The organism is Rhodococcus sp. 06-418-5 (assembly GCF_002258285.1).
Lineage (GTDB): Bacteria > Actinomycetota > Actinomycetes > Mycobacteriales > Mycobacteriaceae > Rhodococcoides.
Window position 1 is genome coordinate 191,438 of the sequence record NZ_NOYE01000016.1, and the last position, 18,238, is coordinate 209,675.

23 protein-coding genes are annotated in these 18,238 nt (G+C 63.1%); all 23 read right to left on the reverse strand.

The genetic code is table 11. From position 1 onward, the window contains the following. Positions 1–6 precede the first annotated feature (6 nt). The 23 genes from CH274_RS13165 to CH274_RS13275 all read right to left on the reverse strand — a co-directional run bounded on the left by CH274_RS13165 (position 7) and on the right by CH274_RS13275 (position 18,023). Complete coding sequence (locus tag CH274_RS13165) at positions 7–342, reverse strand: hypothetical protein (RefSeq protein WP_094657694.1); 336 nt, start codon at positions 340–342, stop codon at positions 7–9. After that, positions 339–815, reverse strand: a complete 477-nt coding sequence (locus CH274_RS13170) for a hypothetical protein (protein ID WP_094657695.1) — start codon at positions 813–815, stop codon at positions 339–341. Before CH274_RS13170 ends, CH274_RS13165 begins: the two co-directional genes overlap by 4 nt. Beyond that, on the reverse strand, positions 793–1,272 hold the full coding sequence (locus tag CH274_RS13175; protein ID WP_094657696.1) for a hypothetical protein: 480 nt from the start codon (positions 1,270–1,272) through the stop codon (positions 793–795). The genes CH274_RS13170 and CH274_RS13175 overlap by 23 nt, the downstream gene beginning before the upstream one ends. Then, on the reverse strand, positions 1,272–1,739 hold the full coding sequence (locus CH274_RS13180) for a hypothetical protein (protein ID WP_094657697.1): 468 nt from the start codon (positions 1,737–1,739) through the stop codon (positions 1,272–1,274). The genes CH274_RS13175 and CH274_RS13180 overlap by 1 nt, the downstream gene beginning before the upstream one ends. Beyond that, complete coding sequence (locus CH274_RS13185; protein WP_094657698.1) at positions 1,739–2,560, reverse strand: glycoside hydrolase family 19 protein; 822 nt, start codon at positions 2,558–2,560, stop codon at positions 1,739–1,741. Before CH274_RS13185 ends, CH274_RS13180 begins: the two co-directional genes overlap by 1 nt. Beyond that, complete coding sequence (locus CH274_RS13190; protein ID WP_094657699.1) at positions 2,560–3,288, reverse strand: C39 family peptidase; 729 nt, start codon at positions 3,286–3,288, stop codon at positions 2,560–2,562. Before CH274_RS13190 ends, CH274_RS13185 begins: the two co-directional genes overlap by 1 nt. A 24-nt stretch (positions 3,289–3,312) precedes the next feature. Then, positions 3,313–4,899, reverse strand: a complete 1,587-nt coding sequence (locus CH274_RS13195) for a Gp37-like protein (RefSeq protein WP_094657700.1) — start codon at positions 4,897–4,899, stop codon at positions 3,313–3,315. Then, entirely contained in the window at positions 4,896–5,750 is an 855-nt protein-coding gene (locus CH274_RS13200; protein WP_094657701.1) for a hypothetical protein, read from the reverse strand. Before CH274_RS13200 ends, CH274_RS13195 begins: the two co-directional genes overlap by 4 nt. Continuing rightward, the gene (locus CH274_RS13205) at positions 5,747–9,301 is read right to left on the reverse strand and encodes a phage tail tape measure protein (protein WP_143546554.1); all 3,555 of its coding nucleotides are present in this window, start codon (positions 9,299–9,301) and stop codon (positions 5,747–5,749) included. The genes CH274_RS13200 and CH274_RS13205 overlap by 4 nt, the downstream gene beginning before the upstream one ends. Next, positions 9,294–9,749 carry a hypothetical protein gene (locus CH274_RS13210; RefSeq protein ID WP_094657703.1) on the reverse strand — a complete coding sequence of 152 codons (456 nt, stop codon included), beginning with the start codon at positions 9,747–9,749 and terminating at the stop codon, positions 9,294–9,296. Before CH274_RS13210 ends, CH274_RS13205 begins: the two co-directional genes overlap by 8 nt. Beyond that, positions 9,662–10,015, reverse strand: coding sequence for a hypothetical protein (locus CH274_RS13215; protein WP_094657704.1), 354 nt, complete (start codon positions 10,013–10,015; stop codon positions 9,662–9,664). Before CH274_RS13215 ends, CH274_RS13210 begins: the two co-directional genes overlap by 88 nt. A gap of 98 nt (positions 10,016–10,113) precedes the next feature. After that, positions 10,114–10,686 (reverse strand): phage tail tube protein, encoded by a 573-nt coding sequence (locus CH274_RS13220; protein ID WP_094640275.1) that lies wholly within the window; start codon positions 10,684–10,686, stop codon positions 10,114–10,116. A 72-nt stretch (positions 10,687–10,758) separates the two neighbouring features. Continuing rightward, positions 10,759–11,145 carry a hypothetical protein gene (locus CH274_RS13225; RefSeq protein ID WP_094657705.1) on the reverse strand — a complete coding sequence of 129 codons (387 nt, stop codon included), beginning with the start codon at positions 11,143–11,145 and terminating at the stop codon, positions 10,759–10,761. Further along, positions 11,146–11,469: a hypothetical protein gene (locus tag CH274_RS13230; protein WP_094657706.1), complete on the reverse strand. Its 324-nt coding sequence runs from the start codon at positions 11,467–11,469 to the stop codon at positions 11,146–11,148. It abuts the gene before it with no gap. A 13-nt stretch (positions 11,470–11,482) separates the two neighbouring features. After that, positions 11,483–11,755 (reverse strand): hypothetical protein, encoded by a 273-nt coding sequence (locus CH274_RS13235; protein ID WP_179275729.1) that lies wholly within the window; start codon positions 11,753–11,755, stop codon positions 11,483–11,485. Continuing rightward, positions 11,755–12,087 carry a phage head completion protein gene (locus CH274_RS13240; protein ID WP_179275730.1) on the reverse strand — a complete coding sequence of 111 codons (333 nt, stop codon included), beginning with the start codon at positions 12,085–12,087 and terminating at the stop codon, positions 11,755–11,757. Before CH274_RS13240 ends, CH274_RS13235 begins: the two co-directional genes overlap by 1 nt. Before the next feature lie 20 nt (positions 12,088–12,107). Beyond that, positions 12,108–12,485, reverse strand: coding sequence for a hypothetical protein (locus CH274_RS13245; RefSeq protein WP_143546555.1), 378 nt, complete (start codon positions 12,483–12,485; stop codon positions 12,108–12,110). Positions 12,486–12,504: 19 nt separating this feature from the next. Beyond that, a complete protein-coding gene (locus tag CH274_RS13250) occupies positions 12,505–12,987 on the reverse strand; it encodes an SPOR domain-containing protein (protein ID WP_094657709.1) in 483 nt (160 codons plus the stop codon). A gap of 2 nt (positions 12,988–12,989) precedes the next feature. Further along, positions 12,990–13,898, reverse strand: a complete 909-nt coding sequence (locus tag CH274_RS13255; protein ID WP_094657710.1) for a major capsid protein — start codon at positions 13,896–13,898, stop codon at positions 12,990–12,992. 119 nt (positions 13,899–14,017) lie between these two features. Next, positions 14,018–14,392 (reverse strand): capsid cement protein, encoded by a 375-nt coding sequence (locus CH274_RS13260; protein WP_094640282.1) that lies wholly within the window; start codon positions 14,390–14,392, stop codon positions 14,018–14,020. A 2-nt stretch (positions 14,393–14,394) separates the two neighbouring features. Beyond that, on the reverse strand, positions 14,395–15,633 hold the full coding sequence (locus tag CH274_RS13265; protein WP_094657711.1) for a head maturation protease, ClpP-related: 1,239 nt from the start codon (positions 15,631–15,633) through the stop codon (positions 14,395–14,397). A gap of 13 nt (positions 15,634–15,646) precedes the next feature. Next, positions 15,647–16,987 (reverse strand): phage portal protein family protein, encoded by a 1,341-nt coding sequence (locus tag CH274_RS13270; RefSeq protein ID WP_143546556.1) that lies wholly within the window; start codon positions 16,985–16,987, stop codon positions 15,647–15,649. 19 nt (positions 16,988–17,006) lie between these two features. Further along, on the reverse strand, positions 17,007–18,023 hold the full coding sequence (locus CH274_RS13275; RefSeq protein WP_256993569.1) for a hypothetical protein: 1,017 nt from the start codon (positions 18,021–18,023) through the stop codon (positions 17,007–17,009). Positions 18,024–18,238 lie beyond the last annotated feature (215 nt).

Genomic DNA, 18,238 nt, shown 5'->3' on the forward strand with positions numbered 1-18,238 from the left:
AAGAGATCAGAACCGCGGTCGGGTCGGAGGTGGCGGAAGTATCGGTCCGCCGGCGTCGCGACACGTCTGCACGACGAGAAGTTCCCAATCGACCTGCAAGTCGATGAACTCTTCCATCCGCTTGACCGTCGCCACGAGGTCGTTCACTTGATCCTTGTATGGAGAAATTAGGGTCAGCGCAGCAGCGGAAAGTGTTGCTGCACCTGATGCCTCACTGTTGCCTGCGTCAGCATTGACCTTCCGTTTCTGCGACGAAATCATCCACAGCTGCGCAGCTAACACTGCGACCGCAAGTGGAGTGATCACCGAGAAGACTTTCAGGACAGTGTCGAGCCATGTCATCGATCACCCTCACCCTCTGCCAACGCCGGCGGATCTGCGGGTCGGGGAATCATCAAGGCGCGGTTCATTCTGCGACGGTCTCGGACGATGTTCCAGATCCGTAGCCCCGCAGCGACGGTGATCGTCGCGCCCATGCTCCCGGCGGTCATCGCGCGGGTCCCCAACGCGAACGCGGCGATCCCGTACCCGAACCACAGGACTCCGATGATCGCCAGCGATGTGATCTCCGCTGACGTCTCCTGGCGGATCTGATGGGGTGTACGTGACCGGCTCGAGTTCCACGTCGCGATCAACCCGCCGAGACCACCTAACCCCATAATGGCGAAGTAGAAGTTCGATCCCGTCGGCCATGCTCGGTCGAGTGCCGACGAAATCTCGAATGGTGTTGCGACAGCGAGTATGCCGATCCACATCGAGAGCCCGAAAGTGGCCTTCTCGAAGGAGCCCGCTCTACGTACGACGAGCGGCTGCATCTGAGTCCCTTCGATCGGGAAAGTGGAGTAGAGCCGCCACCCGGTTGTGAAGGGCGAGGAGTGCGAATGCGAGGCGGCCGCGACTGTTCGCGGCGGCAGCGAGGATGTGAATCCATGCAACCCAGGTGTAGACGACGATGCCGGTCAGTCCACCCGTTTCGAGTTGCCGCGCAGCATCCAGCACTGCGAGTGCGAAGAGTGCATACCCTGTTGCCGCGGCCATGTACGCGTGAAACAGGACCCGAGCCGAGAACCTGGACGCCGCGAGGAGGATGACCGCGACCATGAGGAAGCCGATGCCCCAGATGATCTCGCCACCAAATTGGCGAAGTGTTGCGTAGGAAGGACCTGAAATTCGGTCGGGTCCACCGACGATGAAGGCGGTACCGAGGAAGAACGCGAGTACGGCGGCGCGGAACGGTGGCAGATATACGTCCGCTTCGCCCTGCCCCGGCACTATTGCACCTTCGGCGGTTTGATCGCCAACTTGTTCTGCAGATACGAACTCGCCGCGGTGCCTACCGCGCCGAGACCGAGGCCGATCGCGATTTTCCAGTCACTGAACTCGGTGAAGTCGAAGTTCGGGTCGGCGACCTGCTGGACTACCGCGGTCACGAATGCGATGACGACCGCTGCGAGACCACCCTGAACGAGAGTCCGGAGTGCCCTCGACTTCGCCTGCGACTTGATCCACCCGACTGGGTCGAAGTCACCGTCTTCGGTTATGACGGCGGCGGTAGGGATTTTCGAGAAGAGCTCGTCCATTCGGCGCTGCCCTTCGACCTCGAGGCGTGCAAACAGGGCGTCAGCTCTGGCCTGAGCCGCGACCACTTCTGCATCGAACTGGGCCACCGCGCCCTCGAACCGTGCGGTGATCTCGGCCGTGACGTTCCGGGTGATGATGTCGATCGCGTTATCGGCCATCACTTCCCCACCTTCGTAAGTGCGGCCTTCGCCCCGGCATCGCCCTTGTCCGCCTCGCGGCGAACCAGGTCGATCGCCCACTGCTGGCCCTTGGCCGCCTCGCGCTCGACGAACTCCTCGTGTATCCGGGCGTCGGTGTTGAGCACGAAGCCCGCGAGGGTATCGATGGGATCTTCGGTGGTGCGGTACTTGGAGCGGCTCGCGAACTTCTTGGTCAGTTCGTCGTCGGCGTACGACATGGTGGTGATCCTCTCGGGTAGGAGTGCGTCTCCCATGGAGTCGCAGAGGGCGTAGCGGCGCTGACGGTCGTCGAGTCCGTTGGTGCCGCCGTTGATGGCCCGAGTCGCGCCGATCAGGTCGCGGCGGTCGGACAGGCCGTTGAGTTCTCGTTGGGTCGTCCAGTACCAGACGGCCGGGAGGAAGACGTACTCGTCACGCTCGGCGGCCGCGGGGTCGTCGAGGAAGTACGTCGGCGTCGGGACAGCACCGCGGGCGTGCGCCCACTTCGAGCACTCGCGGTAGTTGTTCTTGCCGGTCATCTGGATGGCACCGCGGCCGCGATAGCGGAATCCGTCCCCCGGCTGGTCGTTGCCCATGCGGCCGTCGTACGTGCGCTGATCGGGGGTCGGGTCCCACAGCTCACGGAACGCCGACAGCCCGATCGACTCGTGGCCGAGTTGGGCAAACCACATCACCGCGCGGTTGCGGGTGGTGATCTCGGCCAGCAGCATTGCTTCGTTGAACGACGGAGCGAGGGCTGCGTACCGGCCTACCGAATTCGCCCCGTCGAACGCGCGATGCATCGCTGCTGCGGTGACCACTACTGCTCTCCGCGCTGACGCTCGACGGATCGCTCGTGGATTCGGCCGTCGGTGTTGAGGATGAACCCTGCGAGGGTGTCGATCGCGTCGTCGTTCGTGCGGTACTTCGACCGTGACTGGAATCGCTTCGAGAGTTCGATGTCAGCTGGCGAGCGCGTATCCACCGGCGGTGCCGGCTGCACGGGCTTCTCGTTCGGTGTTGCCGTGTAGCCCTTGCCCGCGATGCACGATGCGAGCTGGTCGACGGACATCCAGTACTCGAACGGGCGGAACCCGGAGTCGGCGACCAGGACCTCACGGGTGTCGGGATTGCACCCGACCACGGTGAAGTAGTGGTACACCGTCCCACCTGCGTAGGCCGGTTTCTCACCGCGGGTACCGCGCGGGTAGTTCGACGGCGGCACGACGACGTTGCAGACGACGCCGTACCCGCCGAGGATCGAGGCCTGCACGTCCTTCCACAGCAGATCCTTCTGCGCCTGCGTAGCGTCGTTTCCGGGGATCTGACGGGTGATGTAGTCCGCGGGAACGTTTCGGTTCAGCAGGTCGGTGATCAGACCGATGTGGCTGGTGCCGTTGCGCGTGGTGCCGAGCTGGCGTGCGAGGTCGGCTTCGGTGGAGTTGATACCGCGGATGTCGAATGCGACCTGGCACGATGCAGGCCCACACCAGTAGCTCGTCTCCTGCGGGATGATCGAAACATTGTGAGGCAGAATGATGTCGGCCATATCTTCTCCTTCGTTCGATTGGTTCTATGCGCCGAGCGCGACGCGTGTGAGCCAGCTACCGATCTTGCGGATTTTTCCGAGGGCCAACTGGCCCGGTTCGCGTTCTGCCTCACCGGATCCGATCTGCAACGTGAAGCGGCCACGGACAGTTCGGGAGTACTCGTAACTGATCTCGGTGAGCTTCTCGACGCGGATCTTCCCTGACGGGGTCTCGTACCCGCAGGGCTTGCCCTTCTTCAGGTCGCGGCCGACGTAATACGGTGCGCCGTTTGACACTTCGACCGACTGCGACACGTACCCGCGGTGATCGAACAGAGTGGTCTTCATTGACGCGTACGCGTTCAGTGACAGCCCGGTGACCGAAGATTCTCCGAACGCCTCCCGGAATCGCCACGGCCCAGCCTCTTTCGCGAGCCGCAGGTCTTCCTGGGAGTGGAACGCCATGACGACGTCCTTGACTTGATCCTCGAAGATGCCGAGCTGGAGCACCGGGAACCCGGGGATGATCGACGATGCGGCAGAGGAGATTACGCCCAACAAAAGGTTAGCGCCGGTAACAATCGCTTGATTTAGCCAGTCGGGAGATTTTCCACCTACGGTCGCCCTCGTGGCGAGGGGAATGTGGGTGACCTCTTCGCCGTGATCGATCGTCGAATGTTGACCGTTCCGATAGACCGGGATCCCCTCGAGCTCCGGGTCGGGATCGTTCGGATTCAGGATCGGGTACGTGATCCACTCGATCGCGTCCTTCGCCATCGCAATGCCGGTGCGGATGAGACCGCCGACAGCGTTGCCCTCGAACGCAAGCGGATCACCCATCGGCACGAAGTCGACGACCATCGTCGGACGAGTCAGAGTGACGAACTCGGGGAACGGTTGCGGATGCTCGCCCGGGTTGAACCATGTCATCGTCATCTCGAGGTTCTCGGTCTTACACACGTCCTGTGCAAAGTCCATGAACTTGTCCATCCGCGCGACACCCGCGGTCCACGGTGTGCCGTCGAACAGCCCCTTCTTGCGAGGGTTGACCATCAGAGGCCACATCGCATTGCGGAACAGGTTGTACGTCTGCGGGTCGAGAAGATCCCCCGAAGGGATCGACCAGAGGGGGGCCTGTAGCCGAATCAGGTTCGGCGTCAGGGCCATCGACAGCAAAGTTGCCGCCGGTGCGAAACCGCTCCATTCCTTCGGCCACTGGAACTCCGGGGGGAACCAAGCGTTGGGGAAAATCCGTACCCAATTCAAGAACTCAAGCGGTGAAACCGCGACGATCTGGATGAACTTCTTACGGGTACGCCGGTCCTGGACCCGCGCGAACGTCGTTGTGAACCAGACTGTCTGATACCCGGGAAGGTCGACGACGATCGGGCGGACCGCATACTGCGACTGCCCGTAGAAGTACTCCTCCCAGACTTCGTTGTCCGGCACCGTCATGGTCAGCGATCCCGGCACGTTCGACTTGTCGTTGAACTTGATCTCGCGGAAGTCACCGCAGCGCGCGAACAGCTCCATGTACTTGGACATGAACCGGATTCCCGGCTTCGGGTTTCCGTATAGCTCTTTGTCCTCGTCTGCCTCGGATTGGAACTGTGCGTAAGCCTCGCGGCTCACAGCAATCCCTCATGACGCTGAGGGACCGTCGCCCACAGTTTCGTCTGAGTCGATGCCCCCGCGACCTGGAATCGGATACGTGAGACCACCCCTCTCGGAATGGGATTCGGGAAGTGTTGCGCCTTCATCAACCCCCACAGATTCCGCCCACGATCAGCTGAGGTCGATGCGCGTTCACGGATCGTCTGAACGCGCTCGTCGGTGTCGATGAAGATTTCCCGGCCGGCAGCCAAGGTCACGGGGATGGTGACGTCCATGCCCTCGTACATCAGTCGGAGACGACCTGGTCCGGTGAACACGAACTTCGGCCACCCCGGCGCTTCAGGACCTGGATAGAGGTAGAGCACCCCCGACCCGGCACCGGTCTTGTTCTGCCACGAGTCCTCGTCGTCTTTGGTTCGCGAGTGCGGCTTGTCGGCGATGAACACCGTGTCGTACGTCGCGCCCCGTGCGATTGCCGGGTCGGATCCGAACGCGGGCTTGAAAGAACCGCGCCGGGTAGCGAGCATTCGCCACCCGGTCGACTCCGTGAACGCACAGAGCCAGCCCTGCCGGTCGCGAGGAATCAGCGCCTTGAAGAACTCCTTGCGCCGCTGAAAGTCCGCGTTCGACTCCCCGAGGATGTGGATCGGGATATCGAGTTCGGCGTGGTCGACGACTCCGCCGACGTAGTCCTCACCCTCATCGAGCGCACCTGAATCGAACAATGAGTCGACATCGATATGGCCGAGACCGTCCGGGCCGTTGCCGATCCAGAATCCCGGCTCGCCGATGACACCGTGTCCCGAGAGCGGGATGACGATGCCACCGGGCGAGACGTAATGGATGATCGACTTGCTCGGGCCGATCATCCGCCCCACCCGGAGGTCGAGACAGCGTCGGAACGAACCAGCCGATTCGCTTCCTGCCGCAACATCGCGAGGAACTCCTCGAGGTTGAAGGTGGTGACATCGCCGAACTGCATCAACGGACCCCCTCCTCCACCTGCTGGGAGCGACTCGCTGCCATCACTGCCGCCTACCGCGGTCGGTTGCGCAGCCAGATCCGGAGAGGGCTGTGCGACCGGGATGATGGGGAGGTCGGCGAGCTTGCCGAACCCGAAGAAATCGAGCGTGTCCTTGACCGTGCCGCTGGCGAAGTCCGACGCCGTCTGACCGGCGTAGTCCGACAACGACATCGACGACGCACCCGAACCCGAGGACGCCGACGATGACGGAACAGATGCTGCAGCCGACGCTGCTCCGGACGACGCCGACCCCGCTGCTTCAAGTCCGGCATCGGCCGTGCCCGAGGCGCTGGCCGGGAGTTCCTCCGGTGCCGGATTGCCGCCCGTGAAAGCGGACGCCGGCAGGTGCCAGAAATCGGTGAACTGCGAATCGTTGCCACCCACGGTGCCGCCGAACTTGCCCTGGCCGTATGCGCCGCCCATCTCGAAGTTCTCACCCGTCGGCAGAGTGGCCGCGGTGTGGCCGCCACCTGGTCCGCCGTTCTTGAATCCGACGAGCAGATCCCCAGCGCTGCCCTTGCCCTGGACGAATCCGCGAGCCGCAAGTTCCTCGGCTTCGTTGCCTGTGGCGAACCGAGATCCGAACGGATCGCGGCCGGTCGCGAAGTTCGCGATCGCCGAGACAGCGCCGGAGCAGTCACCCCAGTTGACGCCGCCCCACTCGTAGGGCTTGCCATCGACACCACGGGCAAAGTCCCGCAGCGCCTCGGTGGAGATCAGGCCGCCCTCGGCGAACCCGAGAAGTTCACGGCCACGCAGGATCGCGTCGACGAGAGCCGAGTCTTCCTCCTGGCCGAGGACGTTTCCGGTGTAATCGCCGGATCCGATCAGTGAACCGAATCCGCCGACCATCGAATGCAGGAAGTCAGCCGAAGGAACCCATCCGTCGTTGATTGCCTCGAGGATCGGCAAGGTCTCCGGGGTCACCGAGCTGGCGCGGGTCATGAACTCGCCGTTCGACGCGCGGATGAGCATCGAATCGGATGTTCCAGTTCCCGCACCGCGAAGCTTGCCGCCGTCCCGGAACATCGGAATGTTCGGTGTGCCGAGGGTGATCTGGGGGATGTCGACACCGAGCACAGTTCCGCCGCCGATCACCAGCTGGAAGTCGTTCCACTTGCGGATGATCCAGTTGATGGCGGCTTTGAAACTCTCTGTGATGCCGTCCCACATTCCCGACACCGCTGAGGTGATGCGTCCGGGAAGTTCGGTCACGAATCCGACGAGCTCTCCGAACTTGCCGACAACCCAGTCCTTGGCCTGGCCGGCCTTCTCGCCGATCCACCCGAGGGCAGTTCCGAACGCGGTGATGCCGGTCGAGACGAGATTCCACATGTAGTCCCAGCCGGCGCGGATTGCATCCCACGCGGCGGAGACGATCTTCTGCCCGATCTCCGTTTGGGTGAAGAACCAGATCAAGCCGGCGACGAGTGCTGTGACACCGGCGATGATCAGCCCGATCGGGTTCGCGGAGAGCGCGACGTTCAGCAGCCACTGTGCGGCGGTAGCCGCCGCGGTCGCGACCGTACTCGCTACGAGAGCAACCTTCTGTGCGACATACGAGATACCGGCGCGCGCCGCAGCTGCACCGTTCGCCGCCCACGCAGCGGTGTTCGAGGCGAGGGCTGCAGTACCGGACGCCACCGCGGTTGCCGCAGACTTCGCCGACGTAGCGGCAGTGGAGACAGCGGTTTTCGCCGCGCCGAATCCATCCTTGATGGCAGATGCGCCGGACTTCACGGAATCGATCGCGCCGGTGACGGTTTCCTTCGCCGACAGGAATCCGTCCTTGACGGAGGTGACCCCTTCGCCGACGGAATCAAACACGCCCTTGGCGGTCTCGAATCCAGCGACCGCGCCTCCGAGCCCGGTCATACCTGCGACTGCCCCGATCAGGGAGCCCTCGTTCTCGTCGAGCGCGCCGGTGAAGTCGCCGACCAGCGGCAGGACGTTGTCGCCGAGCAGGTTGACGAACGTCGATTCCATTCCGCGCTTGAAGGTTTCGAGCTTCGACGAAGCGTTGTCATTCAGTGTCGCGCCCATGGCGTCGGCCGAGCCCTCGAACCCGGCCATGGCGTTCTCGGCACCGGTGAGTCCGGACAGGAACGCAGGGATCTGGTCGATCGACAGATCCTCGAGCGGTGTGCCGAACAGGGCAATGGCGGCGTTCGCGCGCGCCGACGGGTCTTCGATGGCCAGAAGGCCGTTGGCAGTCTGCGTGAGGGCGTCCTTGGCGACGGCACCGCCGGTGGCGATAGCATTCGACATCGTTTGTGCATCGAGACCGATCGAGGCGTAGGCGTCGGCAGAGGCCTTGGACATGTCCGATCCGCGGATGGTGAATTCTTTGAGTGCGTCACCGGTCTTGTCGAGAGCGAACTTGCCGTTGCCCGCGGCGGCAACGAGCATGTTGAAGGCGTCCGGGCCCTCGATACCGAGTGCCCGGAAGTTGGTGCCGTACTCCTGCAGGATCTCCGGCAGTTCCTCACGCATCGCCTTCGGAACGCGCTGGAAGCTGGTCGTCATCAGATCGAACGCCTGCGTCGAGTCGACGGCGAGTCCGTTCTGCACGAGCTGGGCTGCGGTCTGAATCGCCGAGTCGACATCGGTGTCGAAGGTCTTCCCGAAATTGACGGCCCGGGTTGTGACCTGCTCGAGGCTGGCTTCGCCCTCGTATCCGAGTGTGGCGAACGAGGACTGCGCGGCGTCGATCGCGGAGGTGACGTCGGCCATCGAGTCGCCGAGTCCGGAGGCGTACAGCTTGCCCGCACGGACGCCGTACTCCTTGGCCAGCTCTGGTGATGCGCCCTGCGCGGCTGCGAGTTTGGAGTAGTCGGCCTGGTTGGCCATCGCCTTGCCGACACCGGCCATCGCCCCGGAGACGCCCGCTGCGCCAGCTGCGAGACCCGCCAGTTGCTTGATGCCGCCACCGAGTCCGCCGAACATGTTCTTGAGACCGCCGCCGGTCCGCTCGACGCTGACACCGAGATCATCGGTCGCCGACTCCGCTGCGGTCTCCGCAGCGGTGAGCTGGTCAGTAGCGGTCTGTGCGGCGCGGGTCGCGGCCGACACACCACGGTTCGCGCGTGAGACAGCTTCGAGAGCCGCCGCGTACCGGCCACCGCGGGTTATGCCGCGTTCCTGCATTTCGATCAGCTTCGCCTGCGCGACAGTCTGTTTGCCCGTTGCGTCGGCGACGCGGTCCTGTGCCTTCGCGACCAGAGCCGAGGCCTTCTCCACCGCAGCACGCGAAGAGGCGATCCCGCCTGCGATGCCCTCGCCGACGGCACGGCCGGCGCGCTCCCCCGCGCCGGCCGTGCCCCGGGTCAATGCTCCCGCGAAATCACGAAAGCTCGGGAGGATGGGAAGCCAGACCGTATCGCCGTCGTCAGCCATGCGGGCCACCACCCTTCGATTTCTTCGGGGGAGCAATCGATTCGAGATATCGGATCGCTGCTTCGTTCGATGCGCTGCCGCGGTCGCCGATCACAGCGCCGGACTTGGCCCACGGGAACGCCTTGAATTTCGGCCATTTCGGCTTCATACGTTTGGTCCACACGAGCCGCTGATCGAGCCAGTCGAGCTTGTGCCACAACCCCCAGAGCAACGCCTCGTTGTTGGTCCAGTACTGGCCGTCGAGCCCTGCCCGGTGCACGGCACTGCCATCGGGCAGATGCTCTTTCAGGACGCGTACCTGTCGGATCGAGATCTCGCCCTGCCAGAACGCGGCGATGACGTCGAAGTGGTACTCGGCGATCAGCGCCGCTTCGAGCGCCTCTGCATGCGGTTGGAGGACGGTGTACGTCGTGTAGGCCCCGACTCGTCGGTGTTGTGCTCGACCCACAAACGCTGCGCGTTCGCGACCTGAGCCGAACCGCCGCCCATCTCCCAGAACTTCTGGGCCTGGTCCTCACCGAGGAAGAACAGGACGTATCCCTCGAGGTCGTCGTTGTCGAGTTCCTGCAGCTCTGCCTTCAGATCGTCTGTCAGGATCAGCGGGTCGAGGCACTGCCAGGTTTCACCTTTGAAGACGAACGGGAATCGGTCCGTGGATCCGATCTCCTCTTCACGCTTGGCGGCGATTGCATCGAGGTCGATTTCGAAAGCCATGGTGGGCCTTTCTTTTTCAGCGAAGTGGTGGGTCTAGGGATGATGAAAGACAGCGGCGCGGGTGAAGACCCACCACGGACAACCCGCGCCGCCGTCGACTACGCGGGAAGTTCCCAGTTCTCCTTGAACAGGCGCTTGACCGACCAGCCCTCGGCACCGGGGTACGCGGTGATGGTGACCGGGTAGCCGATCAGCTCGCCCTTGGTGTACGTCTGCGAACCACGCTCGGTGACCTCACCGAGAGGCACGAGGAATCGGCGGGCGTAAACGCCGTCGATGATGTCGATGCCGAAGGCCCGCAGGTCCTGGTCCTTGATGTCGCCGTCGACGAACGAGACGACACCGTCGGTCTCGACCATGTCTTCGGCCTTGACCTTGTAGAACAGGCTGATCGTGTCGAAACTCGTTGTCCAGATGACGGTTTCCCACGAGATGGTCTCGGAGGTCGTCGCCACTCGGATCGGCGAGTTGGACTGCCATGGCACGAACGGTGTGGTGTCGGCGTCACGGTTCTCGGTGATGCCTTCGTCGGAGATCCAGCCTGCGTCGGCGAACGTGCTCGTCCACGCAGACATGAGGGTCGGGAAGACGGCACCCTTCGCGCCGAAACGCAGTGCACCGGTAACACCGATACGGGCAACGTCGCTGCCGTACGGAGAGGGAGATGTCATTACAAGCCCCTTTCATGGGCATGACGAAGTTGCCCTGAACCTGTTGGTGCAGAGCTGTTTACGTGGTGGATGTCAGATCGGCTTGCAGACGAAGTCGACGACCCCGCCGTACCTCAGGAACTTCGGGTTGTAGTCCGGACGACGGACCGGACGCGTTCTCTCGTCGACGGTGATCCCGTTGGGCTGCCAAGCATTGAGCCAACCGCTGCCTCGCTCGGCAAGCGCCCTGAGATGGGCCAACGGATCCGGACCGGACTTCGATCCGAAGTACAGGACGTCGACCGAGACGGTGGTGCGCAAATGCCTACCGTTGAACGGCTTGTCCCGCGGAATGTCGTCGATGGTGACGACCTGGATGATCGGCGGCGTGAAATCGGGGGGCAGGTCGGTGACTGTGCGTACCCCGAGTTCCGCAGACATGCTCTCGCAGAGCAATGCCAGTACGTCGGGGAACGCCATCTAGCTGCCCGACAGTTTCGGCTTCGCCCCTGCTGCTGGCTTCGCGTCTGCTCCCTGGCCGGGCTTGGACAGTGAGTTCGGGCCGTCCAGTACAGGCGCACCGGCGTCAGTGTCCGGGGCCCTGACGTCGGCCTTCGCGTCTGGAAGATCAACATCGGTGGAGTCAGCCGAGGGGGCGTCCGGTTCCACCCCTGGCTTCGGGTCGTCGACGTAGGTCGCCATGCCGGTGTCGACGTAACGCGCCGCAGCATGCTCGTCCTCGAAGTCCTCGGTCTTGTTGATCTTCGAGTCATCGCGGTGGAGCGACCATCGGATTGTCTTCATGCTGTGTGCCTTCCTATTTCGTCGCCCGCGCGGCGCGGCCGATCGCCCTGATTCGGGGAGTGGTTTCGGTTCCGTACTCTTCGTCTCTGCTGGACGAGACGACCTGCGCGAACGCGCGGCCGCCGGGCCTGATACCGGAGACGACGGTGATGCGGGCCGACCCGCCCTCGGAGTTGGTGATCGCCTGAGCCGTCGCCGCGATACGGCGGGCTTTCGCGATACCACGCTGCTGCAGGGCAGGCATACGGTTGATCTGCTTGTACATTTTCGGGGTCATGCGCACCATCAGCCGGTCACCTTCTCCAGTTGAATCTCGATGTGGTGCACTCCATTCAGAATCATGGGATGCGGCCACCGTGCGATCTGTGTGACGTCGTACGACTGCCCAGCCCACCGGATTCGGTCGGTGTCGAGCACATCAATATCGACACCCGCCTGCGAGATCACCCGAAACCCGGTGGTGACCGTCTGCCGGAATTCGTTGTCACCGGACTCCGTCTGGGACAGAGGCTGCATGGACACCGGCAATGGCACGGGTATGAGTTCGGCGTTGTCCCAGTCGAACGTGTCGTTGCCGTACGAATCCCTCGTGATCACAGGCCGTTCGATCTCGATCATGCTGGTATATCCGGCGACCATCAGCAATCACCGAAGTACCAGGCGGGGGCCGTCGCCGGCCCGATCCCGAACAGTGCCTTGTGGGCATCCGTGAAGAACAGGGTCGCCGACGGATTCAGCAACGTAGCGGAATCGGCGATACTCCCCACTGTCGTGGCGTACGACGACTTGCCGAACTGGTCATCGGTGACCGACAGCGCCGACTTCACCATGTCGATCGACACAGCACGGGCGATGAGCTCGCGGTCGTCGTTCATGTCGAGATCGGACATGTCGACGTTCCGACGAATCAGGATCGCAGCGAGCTCGAGTGCGGATATTGCCCGCACTCTCTGCTGATCGGTGAGGGGACGCCACTGCTCAATTAGTTGATCTACGGTCGCGTATACGACTGCCATGAACGTCCCCTCCCCCGCATCAGCTCAGTGCCGCGATGAGGTCGCTTTTCGACATCTTCTCGGCTTCCTTGCGGTCGAAGCCCTTCTCGACGGCGTAGTCCTTCCACACCTTCACCAGGTCGGTCGGCTTCGGCTTGGCCGGATCCGACTTCGGGGCAGGTGCAGGCTCGACCTCGGTGGCGACCGGTTGAGTCTCCGAGACAGGCTCCGGAACAACCGGTTCCGCAGCCGGTGTGACGGCGAGGGCACTGTCGAGTGCAGCCAGGATCGAATCCTGGTCGGCGTCTGAACCGAGGCCGAGGCGTTCGGCCAGCGCACCAGACAGCATGACGTCCTCGGGCTCGACGCCCTCCTCGACGTCGGGCGCGAACGCACCGTGGCGCTCGAACTTCTCGACCACAGCATCCGGAAAGTCGACCACGTCGCCGAGCAGGGATTCGCGGCGCACGCCGTTGATGTCAGTCCACCGGATGACGCTGTGCGCAACGGTTCGGATCGGCATGGTCAGCCCGCCAATCCGGTGACCTTGCGGATGGCGTAGGGGTTGGTGACGCCCATGACCGGCTGCACGTACGACTGGACCCAGTTCTTGCGGGTCTTCTGTTCGCGCCACGTTTCCGTGGTGAGACCGACCTCGTAGTCGAGGAAGCCGACCTGTCCGGTAGCTACCGCGTAAGCGGTTCCGGCGGGGATCTCGTTGGATGCGAACAGCGTGATGCCGTTCGTTGCGAGAATCTGTGCCAGCGCTGCACCGTAGGCGATCTCGATGTTCGTCTTCTCGATCGGGTTCAGCAGCCACAGGTCGTACTTGACGCCGAGCTCCTCCTGCGTTGCGAAGCGCTGCGCGAACGCAAGGTCCGCGTGCGGCAGGTCTTGGTTCGGAGTCGGGTTCGTGCCGCCGAGCTGAGCCGTGGCCCAGTTGTTTCCGACGAACGTCGTCGCGCCACCGAGTGCAGCGATCGCGGAGTCGAGAGTTGCGACGGCGCGGGTGTTCACCTTCTTGACGATGGTGTTCGACAGCTGAGTCGTCTGGATGTCGAAGTACGCAGCATCGTTGCGCTTGACCGCGTTGTCCGAGACCCAGAACTTGCCGCCCCAGTCCTCGACCAGCGCGACCTTCTCGTCCAGTCGTTCGGACCCGACGATCGGGTACTCGTCGGAGTCTCCGCGCTGTTCCACGTCATTGGCGAGGTACAGCTCGTTCTTGATGGCCTGCTGGTAGCGCATCGCGCCGCCGACCACCGGGACACCCGACGTCGCGAAGATTTTGTCGACGATGAACGAATGCAGGGTGATGTCCGCGATGCGGCGGCTGATGCGGTTGGGCTGCTTCAGTGCGGTATCGACGGTCAGCTGGTTGTTGACGATGGCGGGCGCGCCGAGCGGAAACGCCACCGGTGCCTGAGTCGGCATGGGTACCCCTTTCAGAGGTGGTTATGAGCGAGGTTCGCTCGACACGCGCCCGGGTGCGGGCATGAAAAAACCACCGGACCAAGGGGTCTCGGTGGTTGCGCGTTCGGAGTGGAGGTGGGTCAGTACAGGCTGATCTGGGCGTCGCTACCGGAGGTAGCTGCGGTGACGGCGTAGCCGACTGCAACTCCGGACGTCTTGGTCACTGCCTGACCGGCAGCACCGACCTCGACCTCCGCGAACGCAGCGATCGCGCCGGCCGCAGTCACGTACGTGACCCGGTCCTTTCCGCGGGCGATGCCGACGACGGCCCCGGAGGCCGCGTCGTACTTGGAGACTCCGCAGACGCGTCCGGCCGCGGTGGCATGCGCGACGGCGATGTTGCCGTTGCTGCGGTTGCCCGAGATCGCGAGGAACCGCTTGCCGGTGACCGCAGCGGTCGCCCGTCCGGTCAGATCCGTACCCGGGTAGTAGACGTCGATGTTTTCGTTCGCCATGATCAAACCTCCTTCGAGCGAGTGTTGAACCAGCCGAGGTCTTCCTCAGCGGAGTTCTCGATCGACTGACCGTGGCCAACCGCTTCGAGTGGAACGAGACCCTTCGGGAGCTGGTTGATCAGCGTCCGTGTGCCCTCGGGGTTGTCGGTGAGCAGATTCAGGAAGTGCTCGCGGTTCGCGGGTGCGATGCGTCCGTCCTTGATCGCGTCATCGAGGAACGAATCGTTCGAGTCGCTGATCTGCTTCTCGTACGCCTTGCGGCCCAGGCTTGCTTCCTGGACTGCGTTCTCGTACTGAACCTTGTCGACGATGAGCAGGCCGGCCTTGTTCGCGTAGGCGGCGATCTGCTCGGGTGTCGGCTCGGCAGGTTCGACCGTGGGTGCGACCGCAGGCACGACGGGCTCCACGGCCTGCTCGGCCAATGCTTCGTCGAGTGCGGCCAGGGCGGTGTCCTCGTCGGCGTCGGCGGGAATGCCGAGGCGCTCAGCGAGGGCTTCTTGCAAGGTAGCCATGTGGCTCTCCTTCTTGTCGGCCTCCGCCTCGGCGGCAGAGGGAGTAACACCCGAATCGAAGATCGGGGGCGTGGGGGCGGCCTGACGGCCGGCGTAATTGAAGATCGACAGATCGAACTTGTTCTTCGGGTCAGCAGCTTTCGACCCGGCATCGATCCGGTCGACGAGGCCAGCGTCGAGCGCTTCCTTGTCCGAGTACCAGGTCTCCGCGGTCATCGCGGTCCGCCACTTTGCGACGCCACCACCTGCACGATCGTTGTAGATCGATGCGATGTTGTCGCTGACCTGGTCGAGACGGTCAGCGAGTTCGCGCATGTCGGATGCGTTGCCGATGGCCACGGTCGACGCGTCGTGAATCATCAACTCCGCGTTGCGCTTCATCACGATCTCGTCGCCGCCCATCGCGATGAAACTCGCGGCGGATGCTGCGATGCCTTCGATGACGGTGGTGATCTTCGCCTTGTGTCCGCGGAGGGCATTGAGGATTGCGAGCCCGTCGAAGTAATCGCCGCCAGGACTGTTGATCCTCACGGTGATTGCGTCGGCGGTGATGTCATTGAGCTCGTTCACCAGGTTCTGGGCGGTGACACTGTCATCCCAGAAGCTGAATCCGATCTCGCCGTAGATCATCAACTCGGCGGTGGTTCCATCGGCTGCATTGCGGATCGTGTACCAATCGCGCGGCGCGGTCTTCAGCGCTGCACGGACCCGCTGACGGGGATCGCTCACGGTTCTCCTTCGGTCAGAACAGCGTCAGTGCGCCGTCGGGTTCGATGCGTGCCCTCGGTGGAGGCTTGTTCGATTGGTTCTCGGTCGCCGGTGGTGGCGGGAAGTCCTTCGCGGGGAGCCCGCTGGATTCACGGACGTACTCCTCGAGGCCACGATCCGGGAACAAGATCTTCGCGTCGACGAGGGTCTTCAACGCTGCCGCGGTCGCGTCCTGCCGAGATCCGATCTCGTCGAACACAATCCGAGGCGCAGGTGCATCCTCGCCGAAATTGATGTCGACGAGGTCCTCGACAATGTGAGCATTCGCCGTGTCCGCGATCTGCTCCGCAAGGGACTGAACCGACTGGGCGAACGTGTCGTTCAGAACCGAAGCGAGGGAGTAACTTCCACCGCGGTCCAAGTTCAAGAAATGCGCGAGGCCGGCGAGGGCGATCTGCTTGTCGTGGTACTCGATCGCCAACTGCATGTCCGGCAAGTTGCCCTGCACACCGAGCAGTTTCAGATCAGCACCGAATGGCAGACCGACACCGGAATTCGCGCCGCCTTTGTACGCCGACGCCATCTTCTGCAGCTTGACGATGTCTTCTTCGCTGGCACCCTCGGCACCAGTCGCGACGGGAACACCCATACCGTTACGGCGTGCCGTCCCGGCTTGGATCTTCATAAGCTCGTCTTTCAACAGCCAATGCTTGTACGCCGGGCGGAGAAGAGAATTGCCCGACCACTGACCAGGTTCCGGATCGCGAACGTACGCCACCAGACGAGATACCCCGATCTCGATGCCACCCGCCAGCATTCGCTCCAGGGTCAGTGCACCTTGGGGGGCGCGCTGCACGATCGAGTCCAGGCCGCCATCGAGCGCCACGTTGATCTTGCTGATCGTCTTTTGAGGGCGTGGTGCCAACTTGCGGAGGTGCGCACGAATGTTCGTGCCCTCACCCTCGATGCGATAGACCTGCTCGAAAAACGAGTGACCGTACGTCAACATCAGCAGAGCAGTCTGCAGATGCTGGTTCCACGAGAACCGACCTTTCGTCCGCGGCAAGGACAGCGCCGTCTCCGCGCCCTTGATCTTCAAACCCAAGTTGCGGGCAACGAACTCGGCCACCTCATCCGAGGCACCGTTCTGGTCGATCCGCCACGCCGTCTGCCGGATTGGGAGACCGATAGCCGAAATGACAGAGGACACGCGGCCGTCCTCACGCAACATCCGCGAGTACACGTCGATGCACTGGGGCCATTGCAGTTCCGGCAGCCGCTCGCTCTCATCCCATTGCTGGTAGTTCAACCCATCAGGGTTGACGTAGCCGGACTCCTCGAACGCGGGAGGAGGCGGCGGTTTCGTATCGACCATCAGCTACTCCTCCTCTCTCTCAAAATGCGCCCATGATGTCGAGCTCGTCGACGTCCATGAGGTCGGTGTCCATCGCCGGTGATGCAGGCGGCACCACGACTCGGCTACCGAAAGTCAGCAACCCGTAATGCGCCAGAGACGCAGCGACAAGCGGTGAAATCTGCGCCTGCCCTTTGCGGTTCCACGCCCGACCGCCCGCAAGATCGCGCCAGTGTGCGGCCTCGATCGCGCCGTACAGCAACGGGTCGCCGGTGTGCGACAGCTTCGCGTTGACGGCATCGTCGTAGAAGTTTCCGCAGGCCTGCACGAACTCGGTGGTGGTCGTGGTCTCAGCCTCGATACCGGCCTGCAACAGTGGATTCACCAACGTCATTGCGGGCGACTGCTTGTCGATCACCAGCGCGCACGGTTCCCACCGTTCGATCAGCCGGATGATGAACGGCACCACCTCGTCGGACGGTGCCTGATGGAACCCGACCTCGACATGCACAGCACCATCGGCCACGCGTTGCGCCGCGGCGATCGAACACCACTTGCGGTCCGGGGTCATGTCCACGGCAAGAGCAATCGAACCCGTCAACGCAGGTGCCGCTTTCCCCATGTCCGACCACTGCTCCAAGTCGATGACATGCTCGGTGTCGTCCGCATCTGTATCCGGCGGCCAGATCCCCATCGCCTCACGACGCCACGAATCCTCGTCCGGTATGTTCTCCCGCATTCGCAGCATCGCGTCGAGCGGAGTGCGGTGCGGATACGACGGATTGAACGTGTGGAACTTGGACTGATCGTCAGGCTCAGTATCGGGATCAGCCGAGATCTCGCAATACACCTGATGCAAGGTGAGACCGGCCAGCGCCTTCTTACGCTTCGACGTGAACGCATCACCGTCATCGGTTGGCCGCGGCGGCGTGCCGATGAAAAACACCAGACCGCCGTGCTCATGCCGAGCAGCGTTCGTCGCCGGCACCATATCCTCAAGCGCCTTCACACCAAGGATCTGTGCCTCGTCAAACACCTCGACGTCGATCGCATCCATACCGCGACCGAACCCCTGCTCACGCGCACCGAACATGATGATCGACCCATTGGCGAATCGAATCTCCTGCTCGCCGTTCGCAGTACGAATACCGTTCGGAGCGATGTGCGGCCACAGCTTCTCTCGTCGCACCATCGACTGCATCGAACGAAACGTGTTCGTCGTCGTGCGGTTATGGTGCGAAGTCCAGATCGCTCGCAGGTTCGGGAACTCCA

What these genes read in the sequence shown, in the direction of transcription:
- CH274_RS13235 (WP_179275729.1), bottom strand. Translation starts at nt 11,755, where the DNA reads ATGGTGCGCATGACCCCGAAAATGTACAAGCAGATCAACCGTATGCCT.
- CH274_RS13255 (WP_094657710.1), bottom strand. Translation starts at nt 13,898, where the DNA reads ATGCCGACTCAGGCACCGGTGGCGTTTCCGCTCGGCGCGCCCGCCATC.
- CH274_RS13165 (WP_094657694.1), bottom strand. Translation starts at nt 342, where the DNA reads ATGACATGGCTCGACACTGTCCTGAAAGTCTTCTCGGTGATCACTCCA.
- CH274_RS13240 (WP_179275730.1), bottom strand. Translation starts at nt 12,087, where the DNA reads ATGATCGAGATCGAACGGCCTGTGATCACGAGGGATTCGTACGGCAAC.
- CH274_RS13260 (WP_094640282.1), bottom strand. Translation starts at nt 14,392, where the DNA reads ATGGCGAACGAAAACATCGACGTCTACTACCCGGGTACGGATCTGACC.
- CH274_RS13230 (WP_094657706.1), bottom strand. Translation starts at nt 11,469, where the DNA reads ATGAAGACAATCCGATGGTCGCTCCACCGCGATGACTCGAAGATCAAC.
- CH274_RS13220 (WP_094640275.1), bottom strand. Translation starts at nt 10,686, where the DNA reads ATGACATCTCCCTCTCCGTACGGCAGCGACGTTGCCCGTATCGGTGTT.
- CH274_RS13205 (WP_143546554.1), bottom strand. Translation starts at nt 9,301, where the DNA reads ATGGCTGACGACGGCGATACGGTCTGGCTTCCCATCCTCCCGAGCTTT.
- CH274_RS13215 (WP_094657704.1), bottom strand. Translation starts at nt 10,015, where the DNA reads ATGGCTTTCGAAATCGACCTCGATGCAATCGCCGCCAAGCGTGAAGAG.
- CH274_RS13250 (WP_094657709.1), bottom strand. Translation starts at nt 12,987, where the DNA reads ATGCCGATCCGAACCGTTGCGCACAGCGTCATCCGGTGGACTGACATC.
- CH274_RS13200 (WP_094657701.1), bottom strand. Translation starts at nt 5,750, where the DNA reads ATGATCGGCCCGAGCAAGTCGATCATCCATTACGTCTCGCCCGGTGGC.
- CH274_RS13225 (WP_094657705.1), bottom strand. Translation starts at nt 11,145, where the DNA reads ATGGCGTTCCCCGACGTACTGGCATTGCTCTGCGAGAGCATGTCTGCG.
- CH274_RS13270 (WP_143546556.1), bottom strand. Translation starts at nt 16,987, where the DNA reads ATGGTCGATACGAAACCGCCGCCTCCTCCCGCGTTCGAGGAGTCCGGC.
- CH274_RS13170 (WP_094657695.1), bottom strand. Translation starts at nt 815, where the DNA reads ATGCAGCCGCTCGTCGTACGTAGAGCGGGCTCCTTCGAGAAGGCCACT.
- CH274_RS13180 (WP_094657697.1), bottom strand. Translation starts at nt 1,739, where the DNA reads ATGGCCGATAACGCGATCGACATCATCACCCGGAACGTCACGGCCGAG.
- CH274_RS13245 (WP_143546555.1), bottom strand. Translation starts at nt 12,485, where the DNA reads ATGGCAGTCGTATACGCGACCGTAGATCAACTAATTGAGCAGTGGCGT.
- CH274_RS13190 (WP_094657699.1), bottom strand. Translation starts at nt 3,288, where the DNA reads ATGGCCGACATCATTCTGCCTCACAATGTTTCGATCATCCCGCAGGAG.
- CH274_RS13275 (WP_256993569.1), bottom strand. Translation starts at nt 18,023, where the DNA reads ATGGATGCGATCGACGTCGAGGTGTTTGACGAGGCACAGATCCTTGGT.